Annotated in this window: 18 protein-coding genes and 1 pseudogene; 5 read left to right on the forward strand and 14 right to left on the reverse strand. The window is 72.0% G+C overall.

All coding sequences use genetic code 11. The features are described from left to right. From K4G64_RS23350 to K4G64_RS23360, 3 genes are all read right to left on the reverse strand, one after another. On the reverse strand, positions 1-187 hold a 187-nt coding region (locus tag K4G64_RS23350; protein ID WP_221757974.1), incomplete at its 3' end, for a DUF2510 domain-containing protein. A gap of 53 nt (positions 188-240) precedes the next feature. Further along, positions 241-1,395, reverse strand: a complete 1,155-nt coding sequence (locus tag K4G64_RS23355; protein WP_221757975.1) for an anhydro-N-acetylmuramic acid kinase — start codon at positions 1,393-1,395, stop codon at positions 241-243. Between the two features lie 74 nt (positions 1,396-1,469). Next, on the reverse strand, positions 1,470-2,780 hold the full coding sequence (locus tag K4G64_RS23360) for an MFS transporter (protein ID WP_221757976.1): 1,311 nt from the start codon (positions 2,778-2,780) through the stop codon (positions 1,470-1,472). Between the two features lie 180 nt (positions 2,781-2,960). On the opposite strand from K4G64_RS23360, the pseudogene K4G64_RS23365 reads away from it, so the two are divergent. Beyond that, a pseudogene (locus tag K4G64_RS23365) lies at positions 2,961-5,689 on the forward strand (AAA family ATPase). A 41-nt stretch (positions 5,690-5,730) separates the two neighbouring features. Here K4G64_RS23365 and pcaD read toward each other — a convergent pair. From pcaD to K4G64_RS23400, 7 genes are all read right to left on the reverse strand, one after another. Beyond that, complete coding sequence (pcaD, locus tag K4G64_RS23370) at positions 5,731-6,849, reverse strand: 3-oxoadipate enol-lactonase (protein WP_221757977.1); 1,119 nt, start codon at positions 6,847-6,849, stop codon at positions 5,731-5,733. Next, complete coding sequence (gene pcaB, locus K4G64_RS23375) at positions 6,846-8,141, reverse strand: 3-carboxy-cis,cis-muconate cycloisomerase (protein ID WP_221757978.1); 1,296 nt, start codon at positions 8,139-8,141, stop codon at positions 6,846-6,848. Before pcaB ends, pcaD begins: the two co-directional genes overlap by 4 nt. Further along, positions 8,138-8,743: a protocatechuate 3,4-dioxygenase subunit alpha gene (gene pcaG / locus K4G64_RS23380; RefSeq protein ID WP_221757979.1), complete on the reverse strand. Its 606-nt coding sequence runs from the start codon at positions 8,741-8,743 to the stop codon at positions 8,138-8,140. The genes pcaB and pcaG overlap by 4 nt, the downstream gene beginning before the upstream one ends. 6 nt (positions 8,744-8,749) lie before the next feature. Beyond that, positions 8,750-9,523: a protocatechuate 3,4-dioxygenase subunit beta gene (gene pcaH / locus K4G64_RS23385; protein WP_221757980.1), complete on the reverse strand. Its 774-nt coding sequence runs from the start codon at positions 9,521-9,523 to the stop codon at positions 8,750-8,752. 121 nt (positions 9,524-9,644) lie between these two features. After that, positions 9,645-10,847 (reverse strand): thiolase family protein, encoded by a 1,203-nt coding sequence (locus K4G64_RS23390; RefSeq protein ID WP_221757999.1) that lies wholly within the window; start codon positions 10,845-10,847, stop codon positions 9,645-9,647. Beyond that, positions 10,844-11,488 (reverse strand): CoA transferase subunit B, encoded by a 645-nt coding sequence (locus K4G64_RS23395; protein ID WP_221757981.1) that lies wholly within the window; start codon positions 11,486-11,488, stop codon positions 10,844-10,846. Before K4G64_RS23395 ends, K4G64_RS23390 begins: the two co-directional genes overlap by 4 nt. Then, positions 11,488-12,243 carry a CoA transferase subunit A gene (locus tag K4G64_RS23400; protein WP_221757982.1) on the reverse strand — a complete coding sequence of 252 codons (756 nt, stop codon included), beginning with the start codon at positions 12,241-12,243 and terminating at the stop codon, positions 11,488-11,490. The genes K4G64_RS23395 and K4G64_RS23400 overlap by 1 nt, the downstream gene beginning before the upstream one ends. A gap of 205 nt (positions 12,244-12,448) precedes the next feature. On the opposite strand from K4G64_RS23400, the gene K4G64_RS23405 reads away from it, so the two are divergent. Beyond that, positions 12,449-12,913 carry a MarR family winged helix-turn-helix transcriptional regulator gene (locus K4G64_RS23405; protein WP_221757983.1) on the forward strand — a complete coding sequence of 155 codons (465 nt, stop codon included), beginning with the start codon at positions 12,449-12,451 and terminating at the stop codon, positions 12,911-12,913. A gap of 71 nt (positions 12,914-12,984) precedes the next feature. On the opposite strand, the gene K4G64_RS23410 is transcribed toward K4G64_RS23405, so the two are convergent. After that, positions 12,985-13,968 carry a DUF3048 domain-containing protein gene (locus K4G64_RS23410; RefSeq protein WP_221757984.1) on the reverse strand — a complete coding sequence of 328 codons (984 nt, stop codon included), beginning with the start codon at positions 13,966-13,968 and terminating at the stop codon, positions 12,985-12,987. Between the two features lie 203 nt (positions 13,969-14,171). Here K4G64_RS23410 and K4G64_RS23415 point away from each other — a divergent pair, with 203 nt between their 5' ends. After that, a complete protein-coding gene (locus K4G64_RS23415; protein WP_221757985.1) occupies positions 14,172-15,362 on the forward strand; it encodes a zinc-dependent alcohol dehydrogenase in 1,191 nt (396 codons plus the stop codon). A gap of 12 nt (positions 15,363-15,374) precedes the next feature. On the opposite strand, the gene K4G64_RS23420 is transcribed toward K4G64_RS23415, so the two are convergent. After that, the gene (locus K4G64_RS23420; RefSeq protein WP_221757986.1) at positions 15,375-16,439 is read right to left on the reverse strand and encodes an ATP-dependent DNA ligase; all 1,065 of its coding nucleotides are present in this window, start codon (positions 16,437-16,439) and stop codon (positions 15,375-15,377) included. A gap of 74 nt (positions 16,440-16,513) precedes the next feature. On the opposite strand from K4G64_RS23420, the gene ligD reads away from it, so the two are divergent. Beyond that, positions 16,514-17,545 (forward strand): non-homologous end-joining DNA ligase, encoded by a 1,032-nt coding sequence (gene ligD, locus K4G64_RS23425; RefSeq protein ID WP_221757987.1) that lies wholly within the window; start codon positions 16,514-16,516, stop codon positions 17,543-17,545. Here the strand turns inward: ligD and K4G64_RS23430 are convergent. After that, the gene (locus tag K4G64_RS23430) at positions 17,532-19,676 is read right to left on the reverse strand and encodes an OmpL47-type beta-barrel domain-containing protein (RefSeq protein ID WP_260460856.1); all 2,145 of its coding nucleotides are present in this window, start codon (positions 19,674-19,676) and stop codon (positions 17,532-17,534) included. The two genes, ligD and K4G64_RS23430, sit on opposite strands and share 14 nt — an antisense overlap. Positions 19,677-19,720: 44 nt before the next feature. Further along, positions 19,721-22,201 (reverse strand): ThuA domain-containing protein, encoded by a 2,481-nt coding sequence (locus K4G64_RS23435; protein WP_221757989.1) that lies wholly within the window; start codon positions 22,199-22,201, stop codon positions 19,721-19,723. Positions 22,202-22,390: 189 nt separating this feature from the next. Here K4G64_RS23435 and K4G64_RS23440 point away from each other — a divergent pair, with 189 nt between their 5' ends. Further along, positions 22,391-23,401, forward strand: coding sequence for a multicopper oxidase domain-containing protein (locus K4G64_RS23440; RefSeq protein ID WP_221757990.1), 1,011 nt, complete (start codon positions 22,391-22,393; stop codon positions 23,399-23,401). Positions 23,402-23,412: the final 11 nt, after the last annotated feature.

Genomic DNA, 23,412 nt, shown 5'->3' on the forward strand with positions numbered 1-23,412 from the left:
GGGGCGCCTGATCCGTCGGTGTGGGACCGGCGGACGCCGGACCCGTCGGGGGACCCCAGGTCGCGGGCGGCTGCGTCGGGCGGATGCGGTCCGTCCAGGCCTTGCCGTCCCACCAGCGCTCGGTGGCGGGCCCGTCACTTGTCTGTCCGGGATCGGCGTACCACCCGGGAGGAGTCTCCTGCGTCATGCCCCCACCGTATGAGGCGTCGGTGAAAGAGGCATGAGAGGAGTCGGAATCGGCTATTCCAGGAGCAGCCGCGTCGGCTGTCGAGCCGCCCGCGGCGGCAGCCGCAGCCCGTCCCGGCCCGGGGTCACCGACCCCAGCACACTGGCATGCCGGGCGCCGGTGCTCGCCGGGTCCGTGCCCGGCAGGCCGTGCAGGGTCAGAAACCCCAGCACCGCGAAGGCGTACGCCTCCTTGGCGTCCGACGGCAGACCCAGGTCGTCCGAGGTGCGCAGGACCACACCCCGCAGCAGGTCCGCGAGCATCGCCATCAGCACCGGGTTGCGCGTCCCGCCGCCCGAGGCGACCACCTCCGTCGCACCCACCGACCCCACGGCGTCCGCCACGGTCCGGGCCGTGAGCATCGTCAGCGTGGCGACGACGTCCTCGGCCGGCAGGGTCCCGAACCCGGCCAGTGCGTCCCGCAGATGACCGAGGTGGAACAGCTCCTTGCCCGTCGTCTTCGGCGCGGGCAACGCGTAGTACGGCTCCCGGAGCAGCCGGTCCAGCAACGGCCCGTGCACCCGGCCCCGCGCGGCCAGCACCCCGTCCGTGTCGTAGGTCAGCGCCCCGCCGCTGAACCCCCGGGCCGCCGCATCGATCAGCGCGCAGCCGGGCCCGGTGTCGAAGGCCGTCCCGTCGGGCGCGGTGAGGTTGGCGATCCCGCCGATGTTGAGCGCGACGGGCCTGCCCGGCCGGCCGCGCAGCCACAGCAGGTCGACCAGACTCACCAGCGGCGCGCCCTGCCCGCCGGCGGCGATGTCACGCGGCCGGAAGTCGGCGACCACGGGCAGCCCGGTCGCTTCGGCGATCCACGCCGGCTGCCCCAGCTGGAGCGTGCCGTGGACCTCGGTGCCGGCGACCCAGTGGTAGACGGTCTGCCCGTGCGAGGCCACCAACTCGGCCCGCCCCTCGCACAGTTCACGGTCGGCCCGGACCGCCGTCGCCGCGAAGGCCCGCCCGATCCCGGTGTCCATCCGGCACACTTCGCCCAGCGTGGTGGTCCCCGGCGGCAGTGCGGCGGCCAGCGCCTCGCGCAGTTCACCGTCGTACGGCTCGCTCACGCTGCCGAGCGGCTTCAGTACCAGGCTGTCGCCGGCGAGGTCCAGCTCGGCCGCCGCCGCGTCGATCGCGTCGTACGACGTGCCCGACATGAGACCGATCACCCTCATCCGATCACCCTCATCCGATCACCCTCATCCGATCACCCGCATCCCGTCACCCGCATCCCATCAACCGCATCCGCTCAACCAGCCCTCTCCATCCCCGCTTTCGGCGCCCCGGCCCGTCGCGCCGACGGCAGCGTGAGAAGCGCCGGCACGCTCAGCGCGCACGCCGCGGCCGCATAGTACGCGGGGACGTCCACACTGCCGGTCCGCTCGATCGTCTCCGTGATGATGAGCCCGGCACACCCCGAGAACACCGCATTGGACAGCGCGTAGGCGAGCCCGAGACCCGTGCAGCGCACCCGGGTCGGGAACATCTCCGACAGCATCGCGGGCCCGGGCCCCGCCAGCAGCCCCACCACCGCGCCCGCCCCGCACACCGCCACGCCCTTCACGGTGTTCGAAACGCCGGGCTCTTGCAGAAGGTTGAGCAGCGGTACCGCGAGGACCACGACCAGCACCGCCCCCGACACCATCACCGTCCGCCGCCCGAGCCGGTCGCTGAGCAGCCCCGCCGGCACGATCGTCACCGCGAAACCGAGATTGGCCAGCACGGTCGCCACCAGCGCCTGCTGGAACGTCGCGCCCAGCGAGCTCTGCAGATACGACGGCAGCACGACGAGGAAGGTGTACCCCGCCGCGGCCCAGCCCATGATCCGCCCCGCGCCCAGCACGACGGCCTGGACCACCTCGCGCTCGCGCGGGGGAGGCGTCCGTTCGGACCGCTCCGCCACGAACGCCGGCGTCTCCTCCAGCCGCAGCCTCAGCCACAACGCGCCCAGCCCCAGCGGCAACGTCAGCAGGAACGGCAACCGCCAGCCCCACGCGCCCAGCTGCTCCGCCGTCAGCACCGTGGCGAGCAGCGCCGCCGCACCCGCCCCGGCCAGCAGCCCCAGCGCGACCGTGAACGACTGCCACGACCCGTACAGCCCACGCCGCCCCGGTGGCGCGAACTCCGTCATCACCGACACCGCCCCGCCGAACTCCCCGCCCGCCGACAGCCCTTGGAGCACCCGCAGGAACGTCAGCAGCCAGGGGGCCAGGGCACCCGCCTGCGCGTACGTCGGCAGCGCACCGATCAGCGTCGTCGCCACCGTCATCAGCGTGATCACGAGGACCAGCACCGGCCGCCGCCCGATCCGGTCGCCGAGTCGGCCGAAAAGCGCCGCGCCGACCGGGCGGAAGAAGAACGCGAGCGCGAAGGACGCGTACGTCTTCACCAGGGCCTCGGCCTCGCTGCCGCCCTCCGGTGTGAAGAACCGCGCCGCGATGATCGTCGCGAAGTAGCCGTAGACGCCGAACTCGTACCACTCGATGAGATTGCCCACCGACCCCGCGACCAGCGCCCGGCGGCCGCGTCGTGTTTCCCGTTGCTGCTGAATGAACGTCATCTCCCGTGCCTTTGCGCGTCGTTGACCCGAAGGCGGCTGGTGGCGGGCCCGTTGCGTCGCCCGGCCGCACCCGGTGTCACCCGTCACGGCAAGAGGTGCCCCGACCACCCTCCACTCAGGCAATCGGACGGCTACGCTCGACGTCTGTACGTCGTTCGGGCGACTTGGGGAGGTAGCGGGATGACGGAGGTACGGCCCATGGCCGCCGCCTCGGCTTCCCTGTGGGAGCGTGACGAGGAGGTCGCCGCCGTCGCGCGGGCGGTCGACAGCCTGTGCACGGACCGGTCCTCGTCCGGCGCACTGCTGGTCTTCCGCGGCGAGGCAGGACTCGGCAAGACCGCGCTGCTGGCCGAAACCCGCCGCATCGCAGAGGCTCGCGGCTGCACGGTCTGGTCGGCGCGCGGCGGCGAGACCCTCAGGTCGGTCCCCTTCAACGTGGTACGGCAGTTGCTGCAGCCGGCCCTGGTGTCGATGCTGCCGGAGGAGGCCCGCGAGTACCTCGGCGACTGGTACGACATCGCCGGCCCCGCCCTCGGCATAGCGGAGCCCGGCGACCGGCGGGCCGACCCGCAGGGCGTGTGCGACGGCCTGGTCGCGGCCGTGCGCCGGCTCGCCCGCCGGGACTGGCCGCTGGTGCTGCTGATCGACGACGCCCACTGGGCGGACCAGGAGACCCTGCACTGGCTCGCGGGGCTCGCCGAGCGCCTCGACGAGATGTCCGTCCTGGTCGTCGTCGCCCGCCGCTCCGAGGAGGTCTCCGGCCCGAGCGCCCGCCACCTCGATACCGTCGCCGCCGCGGCGAACGGACCCGTCACGACCCTGAGCGCCCTCACCCCGGACGCCACGGCCGGACTCACCCGCGCCACCCTGGGCCGGCACGCCGACGCCGCGTTCTGCCGCGAGGTCTGGGCCGTCACCGCCGGCAACCCCTACGAGACCGTCGAACTCCTCGCCAAGGTGCAGGACAGCGAGCTCGAGCCGGTCGAGGCCCGGGCCGGCGAACTGCGCGAGCTGAACCGCTCGGCCCGCGGCGGCGGCCTCGTCGCCCGCCTGGAGGAACTCGGCATCGACGCCACCCGGTTCGCCTGGGCCGCCGCCATCCTCGGTACCGGCATCACCGTCGGCCTGGTCGCCAAGCTCGCCACCCTACGGCCGGACGACGCCCGCCGCTGCGCCGAACTGCTGCGCACCGCCCGCATCCTCACCGCGCCCGACCTCGCGACCGGCCGCGGCACCGACGGCGACCTGGAGTTCGTCCACCCGCTGATCGCGTCCGCCGTCTACAACTCCATCCCCGACGCCCTGCGCACCGCCATGCACGGCATCGCGGCCCGGATCGTCACCGACGAGGGACACGGCGCCGCGGTCGCCGCCCGCCACCTCCTGGAGGTCCACCCGGACGACGACGAGGAACTCGTCGGGCAGTTGCGCGAGGCCGCCCGGACGACGACGAGGAACTCGTCGGGCAGTTGCGCGAGGCCGCCCGCGAGCACCTCGCCGTGGGCGCCCCCGACGCCGCGCGTCGCTGCCTGGAGCGCGCACTGAAGGAACCGCCCCGGCCCGACTCCCACCCGCACGTGCTCTACGAACTCGCCGGAGCCACCTTCCTCACCGCGCCGGCCCGCACCATCAGCCATCTGCGGACCGCGCTCGGCATGCCCGGCCTCGACGGCGACCAGCGGGTGGACGCCGTCTTCCGGCTCTCCCAGGCTCTCCTGCACAACGACCAGTTGGAGGAGGCCGTCCGCACGGTCGAGGCGGAGGCCGCCCGGCTCCGGCCCGGACCCGCCCGGATGCGGCTCCAGGCCGTGCACTTCATGTGGGAGGGCCTGCACGCCGGCGAGACCACCTCACCCGACCGCTCCCAGCGGCTCGCCGACCTCGCGAGCACCTGCACCGGCCGGGACAACTCCGAACGCGCCCTGCTCATCCTGCGCGGCTTCGACGCCCTCATGCACGGCGAGAGCGCCGAGGAGGTCGCCGAACTGTGCGACCGCGCCCTCGTCAACGGCCGGCTGGCCCCCGGACTCGGCTGGACCGACACCGAGTGGGGCATCGAACTTCTGCTGATGCTGGCCAACGCCTACGGCTTCACCGACCGCCTCGACCGGGCCGAGACCCTCTACAACGAAGCACTGCGCGCCTACGAGACGGCCGGCTGGAGCGGCGGCCACCTCGCCCTGGCCCACGCCTACGTCGGGATCGGCCACCGCAGGCGCGGCCGGCTGAAGGAGGCCGAGGCGTCCCTGCGCGAGGCGCTGCGCCTCGCCGAGCGCGTCGGCCGCGGCCTGCCCCTGTACTGGTCGGCGACCTGCAGCCTGGTCGACACCCTGCTGGCCCGCGGCCATGTCGAGCAGGCCTGGGACGTCGCCGAACGGCACGGCTTCGCCCCGCCCTACCCGTCCACCATCGTCCTGCCCGATCCCCGCTCGGTGCGCGGGCGGCTGCTGCTGGCCGTCGGCCGCACCAAGGAGGGCATCAACGAACTGGAGGCGGCGGAGAAGGCCGCGGCGGCCCGGGGTCACCACAACCCCGTGCTCGTCCCATGGGCGGCCGACCTCGCCCGTGCCCTCAGCACCGAGGACCCGGCCCGGGCCGCCCGGCTCGCCGTCGAAGTCCGCCGCCAGGCGGAGCGCTTCGGCACGGACACGGCGATAGGAGAGGCCCTGCGCTGCGCCGCCGACCTGGAGACCGGCCAGCGCGCGGTCCGGCTCTACGCCCAGGCCGTCACCTATCTGGAGGCCTCGCCCTGCCAGTACGAGTACGCGGCGGCCCGCATAGAGTTCGGCATCGCCGCCCGCTCGGTCAGCGACCTCGAGCGCGGCCTGGACCTGGCGATCTCGTGCGGGGCCGACGGACTGGCAGATCGGGCGCGGGCGTCGCTCACGTCCGGCGTCGGACCGGCGTAGATCGGGCGCGCGGTCATGCCCGCGCCGTCATGCCCGCGCCGTCATTGGGTGCTGTCCTCCTCCGCCAGCACCCGCTGGGCCGTCGCGAACGCCGAGTTCGCCGCCGGTACCCCGCAGTACACCGCCGTCTGGAGCAGCACCGCGCCGATCTCCTCCGGGGTGAGGCCGTTGCCGCGGGCCGCGCGGACGTGCATGGCCAGTTCGTCGTAGTGGCCGTGCGCGACCAGCGCGGTGAGCGTGATCATGCTGCGCTCGCGGCGGGACAGGGTCGGGTCGGTCCAGATCTCGCCCCAGGCGTAGCGCGAGATGAAGTCCTGGAAGCGGGCCGTGAACGGCGTCTGGCGGGCCTGCGCCTGGTCGACGTGCGCGTCACCGAGGACCTCCCGCCGCACGGCCATGCCGCTCGGGGCCCCTTGGCCGAGGTGAGCGCGCAGGGCGGCCAGCACCGCCTCCGGGCACTGCGCGGGCGCCAGATGGGAGGCGCCCGGCAGCTCCACGAGCGTCGCGCGCGGCACGGCGTCGGCGATCTCCCGCAGATGTGAGGGGGGCGTCGCCGGATCCTCCTGGCCCGCGACCAGCAGAGTCGGTACGGCGATCTCCGCGAGCCGGTCCCGCAGGTCGAACGCGGCGAGCGCGTCACAGCAGGCGGCATACGCCTCCGGGTCGGCGTTCCGGTGGTCCCGGACCAGGCGCGGCACGGTGAAGTCACCGGCGAACCAGCGCGCGTCGGCGTTCTCCGCCAGCCCGGCCAGCCCCTCGCGCCGCACCAGCGCGGCCCGTTCCTCCCAGGGCCTGGACCCGTTGAAGTGCGCCGACGAACAGATGACGGCGAGCGAGGACAGCCGCTGCGGATGGTGCACCGCGAGATGCAGCCCGACGGCCCCGCCCAGTGACACGCCCGCGTACGCGAACCGCTCGATGCCGAGCGAGTCGGCGAGCGCCAGGACGAGCCCGGCGAGGTCGCCGACCGTCGCGCCGGCTTCGATGAGACCGGCCGTCGAACCGCCGTGCCCCGGCAGGTCCCAGCGCACCACCCGGCGGCTGATCGACAACTCGGGCGCCACGGTGTCCCACAGGGCGTACGACGTGCCGAGCGAGGGGCCGAGCAGCAGCGGGGGAGCGGAGGCGGGCCCTTGGGCGTGGTGGTTCAGGAGTGTCAACGTCGCTCCAGAGCACGGTCGGTGAGGGCCCCGGCGGAGCCCGTGTAGTGGGTGGGGTCGAGGTCGACGTCGGCCAACTCCGGGGCCTGCGCGAGCGGTTGCCCCGAGGAGGCCAGCCGGGTGAGGAGTTCCTTGGCGCGGGCGCGGCCCAGCACCGGGGCCAGCTCGGCGGACAGCCGCTCGGAGACGATCAGCCCGTGCGTGAGATCCAGGTGCGCGCGCATGGCCTCGGGCCGGACTCGCAGTCCCTCCGCCAGTTCGGCGGCGTCCCGGGCGGCCCCGCCGACCAGGCGCAGCAGGTCGCGCAGCGGCTCCCATTCTGCGTGCCAGGCCCCGGCGGGGCGTTCGTCCTCGGCGGCCATGGATCCGTACAGCGTGGCCGCGAGCTGCGGTGCCCGGCGCGCGGCGGAGGCGATCAGAGTGGACCGTACGGGATTGGACTTGTGGGGCATGGCGGACGACCCGCCGCCACTGCCCTCGGCGACCTCGGCGATCTCGGTGCGCGACAGGGTCAGGACGTCCACGGCGAACTTGCCGAGCGCGCCCGCTGTGAAGGCCAGGCACCCGGCGAGATCGCCGATCGGCGTCCGCAGGGTGTGCCAGGGCAGATCGGGCGCACGGAGGCCGAGTTCGCGGGCGTAGATCTCCGGCAGCCCGGCCGGATCGCTCGCGCCGTACGCCCCGAAGGCCGCCAGCGTCCCTGCAGCACCGCCGAGTTGGGCCGGCAGCGGCTCCCTCACGGCACGCACCCGGTCCCGCGCGTCCAGCACCAGCGACCGCCATCCGGCCGCCTTCAGCCCGAACGTGGTCGGTACGGCGTGCTGGGTGAGGGTCCGCCCGGGCATCGCTGTGTCCCGGTGCTCGGCGGCCGGCCGGGCGAGGGCCTGTTCGGTGCGGCCGAGGTCGGCGAGGACCGGGTCGAGGGTCCGCGCGGCCACCAGCATCATCGCCGTGTCCATGATGTCCTGGCTGGTCGCGCCCCTGTGGACGTAGGGGCCGTAGGTGTCACCCACGGCCTTCGTCAGATCGGCGACCAGGGGGATGACGGGGTTGCCGCCCGTGCGCGCCCGCTCGGCGAGAAACCGTACGTCGAAGGCGCCGGCGTCGGCGGCCCTGGTCACCGCCGTCGCCGCCTCGGCCGGGGCGAGGCCCGCGGCGGCCTGGGCCCGGGTCAGCGCGGCCTCCGCGTCGAGCAGCGCCCGCAGGAACGCCTCGTCGCCGGTGGCGGAGGCGGCCGCGGAGCCGGACCACCCGGGGGCGAGCAGGCCGGTGTCGCCGGGGTGAGCTGTCACTGGAACTCCAGGAAGACCGTTTCGCCTTCGCCCTGAAGGCGGATGTCGAAACGGTACGTGCCGTGCCCCTCCTGCGCGGCGATCAGCGTGTCGCGGCGAGCGTCCTCGAGCCCGGACAGCAGCGGATCGGCGGCGAGCGCCGCAGCGTCGCCCGGCAGGTAGATCCGGGTGTACAGATGCATGAGCAGTCCGCGCGCGAAGACGCACACGCTGAGGTACGGGGCGCTTTGCCCACGGGCGCCGGGCCGCAGCGTCCGCGCGTACCAGTGTCCGTTCGCGTCGGTCTGGATGCGTCCCCAGCCGGTGAACTCCACGCCGTTGCGCCCGAGGAAGCCGCCCGAGGCCGGGTCGCGCCGCATCGAGCCGTCGGCGGTCGGGAGGTTGCCCTCGGGGTCCGGCCCCCACAGTTCGATCAGGGCGTCCGGAAGCGGGTTGCCCTCGCCGTCGGTGACATGGCCGTGCACGGTGACGGTGTCCGGGTGGCCGAGGGGTGCGATGTCCTCGCCGCCGCGGAAGGGCAGGGCGTGGCCGTAGAACGGGCCGACGGTGTGGGAGGGGGTGGGCAGCACGCTGTCCGGACGGCTGGTGTCGATCTTCGTCATGGCTGGTCAGCGCCCTTCTTCGATCCAGGTGGCCTGCGGGCCGTCCAGCACGATGTCCCAGTGGTAGCCCATCGAGAACTCGGGCACCGACAGGCTGTGGTCGTAGGTCGCGACCAGCCGCTGCCGGGCCGCGTCGTCCGTCACCGACTGGATGATCGGGTCGTAGGGGAACAGCGGGTCGCTCGGGAAGTACATCTGCGTCACGAGCCGCTGGGTGAACGCCGAGCCGAAGAGCGAGAAGTGGATGTGGGCCGGCCGCCAGGCGTTGACGTGCTGCCGCCACGGGTACGGGCCCGGCTGGACGGTGGTGAAGCGGTAGTGGCCGTCGGCGTCGGTGAGGGTGCGGCCCACGCCGGTGAAGTTGGGGTCCAGCGGGGCGTCGTGCTGCTCGCGCTGGTGGGCGTAGCGGCCCGCCGAGTTGGCCTGCCAGATCTCCACGAGCTGGCCGCGCACCGGCCGCCCGTCGCGGTCCAGCAGCCGTCCGGAGACGGTGATGCGCTCACCGATCGGCTCGCCGTCGTGCTGCCGGGTGAGGTCGTTGTCGATCTCCGTGATGTCGCGTTCCCCGAAGGCGGGGGAGGACAGCTCCACCAGTTCCGGGTCCTTGCTGACGTCGATCGTGACCGGCGGCTGCTTGGGATGCCGGAGCAGTGAGGACCGGTACGGCGCGTAGTCGCGCCGCGGGTGGTGCTCAACGGGCCCGCCGTCGGCGAGGCGCTTCTCGTACGCGGCGTGCTTGGCCGCGATCTCCTGGTCGATGTCGTGCTGCGTGAGAGTCATGGGGGTCCCTGAGGTTCTTGAGAGTCGTGCCCCGTCAGCGGCGCGGGGCTGAATCGATGTGCGACGCCGCCGCGCGGGCGCGGCGTGACCAGCCAGATGCGGCCCGCAGTCTCGAACGGCGCTAGCGCTCCAGGACTAGGGCAAGGCCTTGGCCCACCCCGATGCAGAGCGTGGCGACGCCGACGCCGCTGCCCCGCCGGGCGAGTTGATGCGCGACCGTTCCGGCGAGCCGGGCCCCGGACGCCCCCAGCGGATGCCCCAGGGCGATCGCCCCGCCCTGCGGATTGAGGATCGCGGGATCGAACTCGGGCCACTCGGCCACACACCCCAGCACCTGCGCGGCGAACGCCTCGTTCAGCTCCAGCACGGACAGGTCGTCGAACCCCTTGCCCGCCTTGGCCAGCGCCCGGTTGACCGCCTCCACGGGCGCCAGCCCGAAGTAGTGCGGGTCGGTCGCCGAGACACCCGTCGCCCGGACGCGGGCGAGCGGCTCGCGGCCCGTCGCCCTCAGCCCCTCCTCGTCGACGAGGAGCAGCGCCGCCGCACCGTCGTTCAGCGGCGAGGCGTTGCCCGCCGTCACCGTGCCGCCCTCCGTGCGGAAGGACGGCTTCAGCCTGGCCATCGCCGCCAGGGAGGCGTCCGGGCGGACGCACTCGTCCGCGGCGAAGAGCACCGGATCGCCCTTGCGCCGCGGGACCGGCACGGACGCCGACTCGCCGTCGAACAGGCCCTCGGACTGCGCCCGGGCGGCCTTCTCATGGCTGCGGAGCGCGAACTCGTCCTGCTGCTCCCGGCCGATCTTGTGCTTGTCCGCGATGAGTTCGGCCGACTCGCCCAGCGGGATCGTCCACTGCGGCTCCATCCGCGGGTTGACCATCCGCCAGCCGAGGGTGGTGGAGTACAGCTCGGTGTGCCCGGCCGGGAAGGGCTTGTCGGACTTGGGCAGCACATAGGGCGCACGGGTCATCGACTCCACGCCACCGGCCACGGCGATCGAGGCGTCCCCGACGGCGATGGCCCGGGCCGCCTGGATCACGGCCTCCAGTCCGGACGCGCACAGCCGGTTGACGGTCACACCCGGCACCGAGGTGGGCAGCCCCGCCAGCAGGGCGGCCATGCGACCGACGTTGCGGTTATCCTCTCCGGCGCCGTTGGCGTTGCCGACGTACACGTCCTCGACCCGGGCCGGGTCCAGCTCCGGCGTACGGCCGAGGAGTTCGCGGACGGCGTGCGCGGCCAGGTCGTCGGGGCGCACGCCGGCGAGACCGCCGTTGTAGCGGCCGATCGGCGTGCGGACCGCGTCGACGATGTAGACGTCCTTCACTTCCATCCCTCCGGCACGGTCAGTTCGGCGTCGGTCCTGGCGACGATCTCGTCGGCGGTCACACCCGGTGCGGTCTCGACCAGGGCGAGTCCGTCGTCGGTGACGTCGAGGACGCCGAGGTCGGTGATGATCCGGTTCACGCACTCCTTGCCGGTCAGCGGCAGGGCGCACTCGGCGAGGATCTTCGGCGAGCCGTCCTTGGCGGTGTGCGTCATGACGACGACGACCGTACGCGCGCCGTGCACCAGGTCCATCGCCCCGCCGATGCCGGTGATCAGCTTGCCGGGGACGGCCCAGTTGGCCAGGTCGCCCCGTTCGGACACCTGCATCGCGCCGAGTACGGCGACGTCGATGTGCCCGCCCCGGATCATCGAGAACGACAGCGCCGAGTCGAAGAAGGACGCGCCCGGCAGGACCGTCACCGTCTCCTTCCCGGCGTTGATCAGATCCGGGTCGACGGCGTCCTCGGTGGGGTAGGGGCCGGTGCCCAGGATGCCGTTCTCCGATTCGAGGACGACCTCGACGCCCTCGGGGAGGTAGTTGGGGATGAGCGTGGGCAGGCCGATGCCGAGATTGACGTACTGGCCGTCCCGCAGTTCCCGCGCCGCCCGTGCGGCCATCTCCTCGCGCGTCCAGGCCATCAGGACCTCACCGTCCGCTGCTCGATCTTCTTGTCCGCCGCCTGCTCCGGTGTCAGTGCGAGCACCCGCTGCACGAAGATGCCCGGCAGGTGCACCGCGTCCGGGTCGATCCCGCCGGGCTCCACCAGCTCCTCCACCTCGGCGATCGTGACCCGCCCGGCCATCGCGGCCAGCGGGTTGAAGTTCCTGGAGGACTTGTTGAAGACCAGGTTGCCGTGCCGGTCGCCCTTCCAGGCCCGGACCAGGGCGAAGTCGGTGCGGATGCCCCGCTCCAGCACGTACTCGGTGCCGTCGAACTCCCGGACCTCCTTGGGCGGCGAGGCCAGGGCGACCCCGCCCTCCCCGTCGTAGCGCCAGGGCAGTCCGCCGTCGGCGACCTGGGTGCCGACGCCGGCCGGGGTGTAGAAGGCGGGGATCCCGGCGCCGCCGGCCCGCAGCCGCTCGGCCAGCGTGCCCTGCGGGATCAGCTCGACCTCCAGCTCCCCGGCCAGGTACTGCCGGGCGAACTCCTTGTTGGCACCGATGTAGGAACCCGTGACCCGGGCGATCCGGCCGGCGGCCAGCAGCACCGCCAGGCCCGACTCCATCGCCCCGCAGTTGTTGGAGACCACCGACAGCCCGGCCACGCCGCGCTCGTACAGCGCGTCGATCAGCACGTTCGGCACACCGCTCAGCCCGAAACCGCCCACCGCGAGCGACGCGCCGTCCGGCACGTCGGCCACCGCCTGAAGGGCTGTGGCGACCACCTTGTCCATCCGAGAAGCCCCATCTCTTCCGAGCGACCCGACCGAATAATCAGGGCACTGACTATTTCCGCAAGCCGTCCCTCACGCTGCCATCGGCTCGGTGAAGCGTCAAGGCCTCAGCAGACAGGCCTGTCACCTTTTGGGAAGGCGGCAGACAGGGTCCGGCGGGTTGCGTATTGTTCAGTGCACCGACAAAATCGACCGAGGGGTGCACATGGCGGCCGCGGACCTCACCACCCACCCCGGGCACCTGGCCCGGCGGCTCCAGCAGGCGCACTACCTGCTGTGGAACGCGATGGTCTCGGAGGAGATCACCTCGCCCCAGTTCGCCGTCCTCAACACCCTCGTCGCCGAGCCCGGCCTGGACCAGCGCACGGTGGGGGAGCGGGTGGGGCTCGACCGGTCCACCATCGCCGAGGTGATCAGCAGGCTCAGCAGGCGCGGACTGCTCGACAAGGTCCGCGACCCCCAGGACGGGCGCCGCTCCCTGTTGCACCTCACGGACGAGGGGGCGCGCACGCATCGCAGGCTGACCGTGCGCACCGCCCGGATGAACCAGGTCTTCCTCGCCCCGCTGACCGCCGACGAGCGGACGGTCTTCTTCGACCTCATCCGGCGGGTCGCGGACGCGGCCGAGGGGCTCCGCAATCCGGAGGAGCCCCTCGTGGCGCCCCATTGACGGACGCGGCCCGGGCCGGCGGGTCAGGACCGGGCGAAAGGGGAACCGGGGCCGGTCGGAAGGCGGGCCGGTCAGGGCGTCTTGGCGAACACCACCCACACCTGGCCCTTCGCGAAGTTCACCGGCGTGCCGTCACCGGTGGTGAACGTTGTCCCGTCCGCTGCCTGCTCCCGCTTCCAGTGCACGTCCCAGGCCCGCCCGTCGCGCAGCACCGTCGCCTTCCCCGAACCGACCGTCTCGGTGTACGGCGTGTTGTTGCCGAGGAAGTCCCGGAAGGCGGACTCGCGCACCTTCACGTACTGCACGACGACCGTCGCGGCGGCCACCCGCTCACCGTCGGCCGTCGTCGCGGGCGTGCCGTCCATGCCGACCAGCCAGCGGTCGCGGGAGTCCGACCAGGTGAAGGTGAAACCGGCCGCCGGGTAGCGCACCGTCCGGGACGCCGTCGCCGTACCGCCCGCGGGCGCCGATCCGTAGCGGAAGCCGGTGGTCAGGGCGGCTTCCCCCGGGGCCTTGGGCACGATCCGCTCGGGCCGCAGGTAGAGGTTGTGCGGAGCGGGTCTGCCGGAGTCGCGGAAGAACGCGTCGGAGGCGTTGCCCGGTGTCTCCGCCCGCAGCGGCGCCTTGTCGATCAGCGGCAGGAGCTTCTTCTGCGCGCCGGAGAAGGCCAGCACGGGCCGGTCGAACTGGCGAAGCAGCTCAAGGTCCGACTCGCGGGCGCTGCGCACCGGCCCGACGGTCTTCGGCAGCCGGGTCGCGTACACGGCCATCAGCCGGCTCAGCCCGCCCTCGACCTGCTCCGCGTAGACCACGTCCGCGGCGTCGACACCCGTGTGCGGGCGGGCCGGGGAGGCGTTGTCGATCTTCACGACGAGGGGGGCGGGGCCCCTCGGCGGCGGCGTTTCCCCCTGCCCCGATTCTTTCGGCGGCCCCCGTCCGTCGTCGCCCGGGCCGCCGCCCCCGCTCGTGCAGCCCGCCGTCAGGGCGGCCGTCACCGTGGCGGCCAGCAGCGCCGCCGCCGTCGCGGCGAGCCGTCCGCGCGCCCCTCGTCCCATGCCCACCGTCGCCACCGCGCCTCATGTCATCGAGCTGTCTTGATTGTGCGCTTATCTGAACATCGATGGCCACAGGTGACCGTTCTTGACGAGGAAGTGTCTCCACCGCGTCCGTCGACCGGCGCAAGATTCAGCGCGGGCCGTCCGGGTACCCGGACGGCGCCGTACGACCGACGCGCACGCTACGGAGGGAGCGCGAGGGCATGAGGGCAGTGACCTGGCAGGGCAAGCGGGACGTGCGGGTGGAGAACGTGCCCGATCCCACGATCCAGGAACCGACGGACGCGATCATCCGCATCACCTCCACCGGGCTGTGCGGGTCCGACCTGCACTTGTACGAAGTGCTCACCCCGTTCATGACGCCGGGCGACATCCTCGGCCATGAACCCATGGGCATCGTCGAGGAGGTTGGCGCCGGCGTGCCGGACCTTCAGGCCGGGGACCGGGTCGTGGTGCCGTTCCAGATTGCCTGCGGCAACTGCTGGATGTGCCTCACCGGCCTTCCCACCCAGTGCGAGACCACCCAGGTGCAGGGCGAGGGCATGGGCGCCGCCCTGTTCGGCTACACCCGCCTGTACGGCGCCGTGCCGGGCGCCCAGGCCGAGTACCTGCGCGTCCCCCAGGCGCAGTTCGGCCCGATCAAGGTCCCCGAGGGCCCGCCCGACGACCGGTTCGTCTACCTCTCCGACGTCCTGCCCACCGCGTGGCAGGCCGTCGCCTACGCCGACGTCCCGCAGGGCGGCAGCGTCGCGGTGCTCGGCCTCGGCCCCATCGGCGACATGGCCTGCCGCGTCGCCCAGCTGCAGGGCGCCGGCCGGGTGTTCGGCGTGGACCTGGTCCCGGAGCGGCTGCGCCGGGCGAAGGCACGGGGCGTGGAGACCTTCGACCTGAGGTCCTTCGACAACGAGAAGGAACTCGTCGCCGCGATCCAGGACGAGACCGACGGCCGCGGACCCGACGCCGTGATCGACGCCGTCGGCACCGAGGCCCACGGCAGCGCGGCCGCGCGCATGGTGCAGAACGCCGCGGCGATCCTGCCCCGCAAGATCGGCGCCCCGATCGCCGAGCGCTTCAGCGTCGACCGCCTCGCCGCGCTCTACACCGCCATCGACCTGGTGCGCCGCGGCGGCACCATCTCGCTGTCCGGCGTCTACGGCGGCATGGCGGACCCGCTGCCGCTGCTCACACTGTTCGACAAGCAGATCCAGATGCGGATGGGCCAGGCCAACGTCCGCCGCTGGAGCGACGACATCATCCCGTATCTGACCGACGAGGATCCCCTCGGCGTGGAGGACTTCGCCACCCACCGGGTGCCGCTGTCGGAGGCCCCGCGCGCGTACGAGATGTTCCAGCGCAAGGAGGACGGCGCGGTCAAGGTCCTGATGCAGCCCTGACGGGCGGCCCGCCTAGACGCCGAGGATCTCCGCCAGGTCGTAGCGGACCGGCTCCTCCAGTTGCGCGTACGTGCAGCTCTCGGGGGTCCGGTCCGGGCGCCAGCGGCGGAAACGGGCAGTGTGCCGGAAGCGCTGCCCGTTCTCCATGTGGTCGTACGCCACCTCGGCCACCCGGTCCGGCCTGAGCGGCACCCACGACAGGTCCTTGCGGCCCGACCAGCGGCTCGGCGCCCCCGGCAGCCGGGCCTTCTCGTGCGCGGCCTCCTCGGCCCAGGCCGCCCACGGATGTCCCGTCACGTCGTCCAGGCGCAGCGGCTCCAGCTCCTGCACCAGCTCGGCCCGCCGCTTCATCGTGAAGGCGGCGGAGACACCCACGTGCTGGAGGGTCCCGCGGTCGTCGTACAGGCCGAGCAGCAGCGAACCGACGATCGGGCCGCTCTTGTGCAGCCGGTACCCGGCGACCACGACGTCCGCCGTCCGCTCGTGCTTGATCTTGAACATGGCGCGCTCATCCGGCCGGTAGCGCACCGTCAGCGGCTTGGCGATGACCCCGTCCAGTCCCGCCCCCTCGTACTGCTCGAACCACTGCCGTGCCACCTCGATGTCGGTGGTCGCCGGCGCCAGGTGCACCGGCGCCCGCACCCCGGACAACGCCCCCTCCAGCCGCTCCCGCCGCTCGGTCAGCGGCGCGTTCATCAGCGACTCGTCCCCCAGCGCCAGCACATCGAACACGACGAGCGAGGCCGGCGTCCGCTCCGCCAGCATCCGCACCCGCGAGTCCGCCGGATGGATCCGCTCCGTCAGCGCGTCGAAGTCCAGATGCCCCTCGCGCGCGATCACGATCTCCCCGTCCACCACGCACCGCTCGGGCAACCGCTCCCGCACGGCCGTCACCAGCTCGGGAAAGTACCTGGTCAGAGGCTTCCCGGTGCGGCTGCCCAGCTCGACCTCGTCCCCGTCGCGGAACACGATCGCCCGGAAACCGTCCCACTTCGCCTCGTACTGCATGCCCGCGGGAATCGCCGCGACGGACTTGGCGAGCATCGGCAGGACGGGGGGCATCACCGGCAGATCCATGGATCGATTCTGCTCTGATGCGCCCCGAGATGCCCGATATGCGAGGTGTGCGGGCTACGCCTACCGTGGCGGGCATGGGTGACGCGGTGGAACTGGAGGTGGGCAGCCGGACCGTACGGCTGTCCAGTCCGGACAAGATGTTCTTCCCGGAGCGCGGCTTCACCAAGCTGGACCTGGCCCGCTACTACATCGCCGTCGGCCCCGGCATCCTGCGCGCCCTGCGCAACCGGCCCACCACCCTGGAGCGCTACCCGGAAGGCGTGACCGGCGAGAACTTCTTCCAGAAGCGGGCGCCGAAGAACATGCCCGACTGGATCCCGACCGCGCACATCACCTTCCCCAGCGGCCGCAGCGCCGACGAGATGTGCCCCACCGAGGCCGGAGCGGTGGTGTGGGCCGCCCAGTTCGGCACCCTCACCTTCCACCCCTGGCCGGTACGCCGCGACGACGTCGACCACCCGGACGAACTCCGCATCGACCTCGACCCCCAGCCCGGCACCGACTACGACGACGCCGCCCGCGCCGCCCACGAACTGCGGGCGGTGCTAGACGAGTTCGGCGGACTACGGGGCTTCCCCAAGACATCCGGCGGCCGGGGGTTGCACGTCTTCGTGCCCATCGAGCCGCGCTGGACCTTCACCCAGGTCCGCCGCGCCGCCATCGCCGTCGGCCGGGAGATGGAACGGCGGATGCCCGAGCACGTGACCATCAAGTGGTGGAAGGAGGAGCGCGGCGAGCGCATCTTCATCGACTACAACCAGACGGCCCGCGACCGCACGATCGCCTCCGCCTACTCCGTACGCCCCCGCCCGCACGCCCCGGTCTCCGCGCCCCTGCGCTGGGACGAGGTGGGGGTCGCGCACCCCCAGGACTTCGACCTCGCGACCATGCCCGCGCGCTTCGCCGAACTCGGCGACGTGCACGCGGACATGGACGACCACCGCTACTCCCTGGAAGCCCTGCTCGACCTCGCCCGCCGCGACGAACACGACCACGGACTGGGCGACCTGCCGTACCCGCCCGAGTATCCGAAGATGCCGGGGGAGCCCAGACGGGTACAGCCGAGCAGGGCCCGCAAGGAGAAGGAGCCTCCTAAAGCTCCTTGATCCGGATGTCCCGGTACGAGACCACATCCGTCGTGCCGTGCACCTGGAGCCCGATGTAGCCGGAGGCGAACCGCCGCCCGTCCGTGCCCGGGTCGTCCGAGCGAGGCGGGCTGAACTCCTGGCCGCCGGTGTTGTCGAACTCGTTGATCAGCACACCGTTGCGCAGCACCGAGTAGTGCTGGCCCTCCACCCGGATCTCGTAGTCGTTCCAGGTGCCCTTCTGTGTCACGCCCGCGCCGGCCAGGCCCACCCGGTCGAAGCCGTAGACCGAGCCCGTCTTGTACATGTCGCCGTCGGGCCGGTCGAGCACCTGCACCTCGTGCCCGTACTTGATGGCGACCCACTCCGGGCGGGACTCCTCCGGATGGTCGTGGACCCACGGGAACCGCACGAACACACCGGAGTTGGCGTTGCCCGTGCCCGGGGCGTCATCGCGCCACTGGAGCTTCAGCGAGAAGTCGCCGTACTTGCGCTGCGGGAACCACAGCATGCCCATGCCGGGCGTCGTGGTGCCGGAGGTGATCGTCCCGTCCGGGTTCAGCCCGAACGAACCGCCGCCCACCTGCTGCCACTTGGCCAGGGACTCGGCGGTGCCGTCGAAGAGCGCACGGTAGCCCTCGGTCTGCCCCGGCTTGCCGATCCCGGACTGCCGGGCCGCCTTCCGGATCGCCTTGGACTCCCGCTGGTCGATCACGCCCTCCTTCAGCAGCGCGTCCAGGACGGAGTCCACGTGCTTGAGGAACAGCGCCTGGGACGTCCACTCCTTCTCGTCCTCGATCAGCTCGCCGATCCGGCAGCGGTTGTCGGTGACCCGGTTGCGCACCCCCGAGTCGACCGTGCCGACGATCACCGTCAACCGCTCGTCGTACTCCGGGCAGTCGGGCGCCGGGACCTGCCCGGAGACGACCGTGAAGGTCACCGTGCGGGCCGCCGCGGTGTTACCCGCCTTGTCCGTCGCCCGGTACGCCACGGTGTGCGCGCCCGCCCGGTCGACCACCACCGGCGCCGAGTATGCCAGGTAGGGGCCGCCGTCCAGCGAGTACTCGATCCGCTCGACGCCCGAGCCGTGCTCGTCGGTCGCCGTGACCGTCACCCGGGCACTGTTGACGTACGCCCCGCTCGCGTTCTTCGTGCCCTCCACGGTCACGCCTGTCACCGGCGCCGTGGTGTCCGCGGGCGGCGCCGCGACGACCGTGAACCGCACGTTCTTCTCCGCCGCCACGTTGCCCGCCTTGTCGGTGGCGCGGTAGCGGACGGTGTGCGTCCCCACCTGGTGCACCATCACCGGCGCGGTGTACGGCTGCCAGGCGCCGGAGCCGATCGCGTACTCGATCGTGTTGACCCCGGTCCCCGTGTCGGATGCGGAGACGGTGACCGTCGCCATGTCGATGTACGCCCCGTCGGCATCGCGCTCACCGCTCACCGTCGCCGAGGTCTCCGGCGCGGTGGTGTCGTCCGACTGGGGAGCGACGACCGTGAACGCGGCGCTCTTCTCGGCGGACACGTTCCCCGCCTTGTCGAACGCGCGATAGCGGACCGTGTGACTGCCGACCTGGTCCACGACGACCGGCGTGGTGTACGGCTGCCAGGCACCCGCCTCCCCGATCGCGTACTCGATCCGCTCGACGCCGGAGCCGCCCTCGTCGGTCGCGTGCAGCGCCACGCTCGCCGAGCCGACGTACTCGCCCTGCGCGTTCTGCGTGCCGCTCACGTGCGCCGACGCCTCGGGCGCCGTGGTGTCCTCGCCGGTGCCCTCGGTCACCGTCAGGATGCCCTGCATCTGGCCGTGGCCGGGGATCGTGCAGTGGTAGAAGTACCGGCCGGGCGTGAGCGTGACCTGGGCGGTGTGCTTGCCGCCCTGGGCGTCGTTCGGGTTGGCCAGGATGTTGAGCTGCACGTCGCTGTTGAACTCGGGGTCGCTGGTCACGAACGTCAGCGTGTGCGGCATGCCCGTGGTGTTGCCGGTGGCCGCGCTGTTCTCGAAGACGATCGTGGCCGTGCCGGCGACCGCCGTCTTCGGCGCCGAGAGGTACTTGTCGATGTCGTTGCCGGCCGTCCAGGTGAGCACCTGGTCGGCGGCCTCCTTCGCGGGCTGCCCGGCGGCCGGCAGCGCCTGCACGCCGAGCATCATCAGCAGGGCGGCCAGCAGGGCGGCCCAGACTCTTCGTTGCCGGATCACTCGGTCCCCCTCGCCAACTGGCCGGCGGCCGGGGTGGGCCCGCCGCCCTTGTAGGTGACCCGCCACAGGGCCGACTTGGAGTCGGAGGTGAAGAAGCCGCGCCCGTAGTCGAGGACGTACAGCGCGCCGTCCGGACCGAACTTCCAGTCCATCAGGTTCTTGATGCCGTCGTTCCCGATCGGCACGATCTTCTTCAGCGACTCCGAGTGCACCGGCAGACCGCCGTCTCCTTGCGTCTTCGGGTCCATCAGCACCGCGTTGCGCGGCTGGTCGGCGTCGTAGAAGTCACCGACGAACCACTTGCCGTCCCAGTACGCCGGCCACTTGACGGCGCTGTCGGCCGCGGCCGTGCCGTAGCGGTAGACCGGCCCGTTCATCGCGGCCTGCCCGCCGCCCTTCAGCCAGGGCAGCCGGTAGGTGGCCTCCGCCGGCTTGTACGACGGGACGCCGTTCGCGTCCCGCGGGTAGTCCGGGCCACCGCCCGAGGGCGAGTACCAGATGTTGTTGCCGGTCACCGGCGGCAGATTGACCAGGCCGTCGTTGTTCGGCGACTCGTTCTTCGGGTGGTCGCAGTCGTACCAGCCCAGCGGCTTGGACGGGTCCGGCAGATTGCGGTCCCGGTAGGGCTGCTTGTTGCCCATGCAGTACGGCCAGCCGCGGTTGCCCGCCTCGGTGATGGCGGCGAACGTGTCGTACTTGGCCGGGCCCCAGGTCGTCGAAGGCGCGCTCGCGTCCGGACCGACCCAGCCCGCGTAGAGCACATCGGTCGACTTGTCGACGGAGATGCGCGCCGGGTTGCGCACGCCCATCACATAGATCTCGCCGCGCGTCTTGCCGCCGCCCTCGTCGGGCTCCTTCCCGGTGAAGAGGTTGCCCGCGGGGAGCGTGTACGTCCCGTCGGGCTCCGGGTGGATGCGCAGGATCTTGCCGTTGAGGTTGTTGGTGTTGCCCGCGGTGCGGCGCGCGTCCGCGAAGGAGACGCCCTTGTAGTTCGGCTCCGGGTTGTTGCCGGAGTAACCGGAGCTGAAGCCACTGGAGTTGTTGTCACCGGTGGCGATGTACAGGTTGCCCTTGGAGTCCCAGGCCATCCCGCCGCCCGCGTGGCAGCAACTGTGGATCTGCACCGGCCACTTCAGCAGGACCTTCTCACTGGCGAGGTCCAGCTTGTTCGTGGTGCGGTCGAGCGTGAAGCGGGAGACCCGCCGCTCCGCCATCCGCGTCTCACGGTTGATCCGCTCGTGCGGCGTGTAGTGCAGATACACCCAGCCGTTCTGCGCGAACCCCGGGTCCAGCTCGATGCCGAGCAGCCCCTCCTCGACCTTGACCAGTTCGTCGCCGCCGCCCTTGTTGCCGAAGACGGTGAGCGCGCCGGCCAGGGTCACCTGCTTGGTCTTCGGGTCGTAGACGTGGATCTCGCCCTTGCCCTTGCCGATGTCGGGGTTGTTCCAGTCCGTGATCACGGGCTGCGAGGAGTCGGCGCCGCCCCGGCCGATGTAGAAGACCCGGCCGTCGGGCGCGGTGACCATCCCGTGCGGCTCGCCGATCTGGTCGTTCTGCCCGGGCTGGTTGGGTTTGGTCAGCCGCTCCGCCGCGTAGTTGGCGTTGATGGTCGCCTTGCAGTCGGCCTGCTCCAGACGGGTCGTCCACATCAGCGCGCCGCGCAGATGGTCGCGGAAGTCGGTCTCGTCGTACGACGACACCGTCCCGCCCATGCCCGTGTAGAAGGACCGTCCGCCGTCGTAGTCACGGCACCAGCTGACCGGGTGGTCCCAGCCGCCCGAGCCCGAGCCCGGCTGGTAGGTCGACTCGCGGACCCGGGCCACCGTGTGCACATCACCCGAGGGGTTCTTCACCCAGTTCAGCCACCGGTCCGGGCGCTTCCACTGCACCGGCAGATCCTTGGTGGCGGGGTGCCGGCGGTCGCCGACCTCCACGGTCGCGCGCTGCACGGCCGTCGGGCCGGAGGCGGCCGGGCGGGCACCCACCAGGCCGGTGAACCAGTCCGAGTACGGCTCCGCGCGCGCCGCGTCATGAATGCCGACGAACCCGCCGCCGGCCTCCATGTACGCCTCCAGGCCCGCCTCCTGCTCCGCGTCGAGGACATCGCCCCCGCCGGTCAGGAACACGACCGCGTTGAAGCGGCCCAGCTTCGTCTCGTCGGTGAACACCGAGGCGTCGGCGGTGGCCTGCACCTTGAAACGGCGGTTCACCGGGCCCGTCAGACCGATGTCCTCGATGGCCTCGATCCCGGCGTTCACCACCGGCGACTCCTCCCCGGCCGCCGCGGAACCGTGGAAGATCAGCACCCGTACGTTTGCGCCGCCCGGCGGCGACTTGATCGACATCGTTGTCAGCGGGGGTTCGGGGAAAGGGCGCGCGTTCGCGGCGGGGCCCGACAGCAGCCCGGCGGTCACGACCCCGGCGGCAACGGACGCCGCCCAGACGCGTCTTGACTTGCTCAACCCTCGTAAGTGCATGGGCACCTCCTCGGTCACAGCGACACCGCCAAGGAAACTAAACCCCTTTGCGCATCTCGCCAATACCTATGACCGGGATGGCACCAACTTTGTCTTGAGTGTGGATAAACGAGGGCGCGGCCGGTACCGTCGCACCGGTTCATCACAGGTACGCCTCCGTAAATGCCTTACCAGGGTGGGGAGTTCCGCATGGACAGACGCAGCTTCAACCGGCGGGTCCTGCTGGGCGGCGCGGCCGTCGCGACATCGTTGTCCGTGGCACCGGAGGCCGTGAGCGCCGCCGGACCGGTGAGGACGGCACCCGCCGGGGGCGAGGTGAAGCGCATCAAGCTCTACGCCGAGAAGCTCCCCGACGGGCAGATGGGCTACGGCCTGGAGAAGGGCAAGGCGAGCATCCCGGGGCCGCTCATCGAGCTCAACGAAGGCGACACGCTGCACATCGAGTTCGAGAACACCATGGACGTGGAGGTCAGCCTGCACGTCCACGGCCTGGACTACGAGATCACCAGCGACGGCACGAAACTGAACCGCAGTCATGTCGAGCCGGGCGGCACCCGCACCTACACCTGGCGTACCCACGCCCCCGGCCGCCGCAAGGACGGCACCTGGCGCTCAGGGAGCGCGGGCTACTGGCACTACCACGACCACGTCGTCGGCACGGAACACGGCACCGTGGGCCTGCAGAAGGGCCTCTTCGGCCCGGTCATCGTCCGCCGAAAGGGCGACGTTCTCCCCGACCGGACGCACACGGTCGTCTTCAACGACATGCGCATCAACAACAAGCCGCCGCACTCCGGACCGAACTTCGAGGCCACCGTGGGGGATCGGGTGGAGTTCGTCGTGATCACGCACGGCGAGTTCTACCACACCTTCCACATGCACGGTCACCGCTGGGCGGACAACCGCACCGGCATGCTGACCGGCCCCGAGGACCCCAGCCAGGTCATCGACAACAAGATCACGGGCCCGGCGGACTCCTTCGGCTTCCAGGTGATCGCGGGGGAGGGGGTCGGCGCCGGCGCCTGGATGTACCACTGCCACGTCCAGAGCCACTCCGACATGGGGATGGTCGGACTGTTCCTGGTGAAGAAGCCGGACGGCACCATTCCGGGGTATGACCCGCACGACCACGGCCAGGAGCCCGCGGGCGGCGGCCACGAGCACGGGGAGGAGCCGGCCGGCGACGGCCACGAGCACTGACGGGCGGCTGC

Origin of the sequence: Streptomyces sp. WAC04114 (assembly GCF_019733245.1) — a bacterium.
GTDB lineage: Bacteria > Actinomycetota > Actinomycetes > Streptomycetales > Streptomycetaceae > Streptomyces > Streptomyces massasporeus_A.

Excerpts from the sequence above, each read along its gene's own strand:
- K4G64_RS23440 (WP_221757990.1), top strand. The coding sequence starts at position 22,391 with ATGGACAGACGCAGCTTCAACCGGCGGGTCCTGCTGGGCGGCGCGGCC.
- K4G64_RS23410 (WP_221757984.1), bottom strand. The coding sequence starts at position 13,968 with ATGGGACGAGGGGCGCGCGGACGGCTCGCCGCGACGGCGGCGGCGCTG.
- pcaG (WP_221757979.1), bottom strand. The coding sequence starts at position 8,743 with ATGACGAAGATCGACACCAGCCGTCCGGACAGCGTGCTGCCCACCCCC.
- pcaH (WP_221757980.1), bottom strand. The coding sequence starts at position 9,523 with ATGACTCTCACGCAGCACGACATCGACCAGGAGATCGCGGCCAAGCAC.
- K4G64_RS23405 (WP_221757983.1), top strand. The coding sequence starts at position 12,449 with ATGGCGGCCGCGGACCTCACCACCCACCCCGGGCACCTGGCCCGGCGG.
- K4G64_RS23395 (WP_221757981.1), bottom strand. The coding sequence starts at position 11,488 with ATGGCCTGGACGCGCGAGGAGATGGCCGCACGGGCGGCGCGGGAACTG.
- ligD (WP_221757987.1), top strand. The coding sequence starts at position 16,514 with ATGGGTGACGCGGTGGAACTGGAGGTGGGCAGCCGGACCGTACGGCTG.
- K4G64_RS23360 (WP_221757976.1), bottom strand. The coding sequence starts at position 2,780 with ATGACGTTCATTCAGCAGCAACGGGAAACACGACGCGGCCGCCGGGCG.
- K4G64_RS23415 (WP_221757985.1), top strand. The coding sequence starts at position 14,172 with ATGAGGGCAGTGACCTGGCAGGGCAAGCGGGACGTGCGGGTGGAGAAC.
- K4G64_RS23435 (WP_221757989.1), bottom strand. The coding sequence starts at position 22,201 with ATGCACTTACGAGGGTTGAGCAAGTCAAGACGCGTCTGGGCGGCGTCC.
- K4G64_RS23430 (WP_260460856.1), bottom strand. The coding sequence starts at position 19,676 with ATGATGCTCGGCGTGCAGGCGCTGCCGGCCGCCGGGCAGCCCGCGAAG.
- K4G64_RS23355 (WP_221757975.1), bottom strand. The coding sequence starts at position 1,395 with ATGAGGGTGATCGGTCTCATGTCGGGCACGTCGTACGACGCGATCGAC.
- K4G64_RS23420 (WP_221757986.1), bottom strand. The coding sequence starts at position 16,439 with ATGGATCTGCCGGTGATGCCCCCCGTCCTGCCGATGCTCGCCAAGTCC.
- K4G64_RS23400 (WP_221757982.1), bottom strand. The coding sequence starts at position 12,243 with ATGGACAAGGTGGTCGCCACAGCCCTTCAGGCGGTGGCCGACGTGCCG.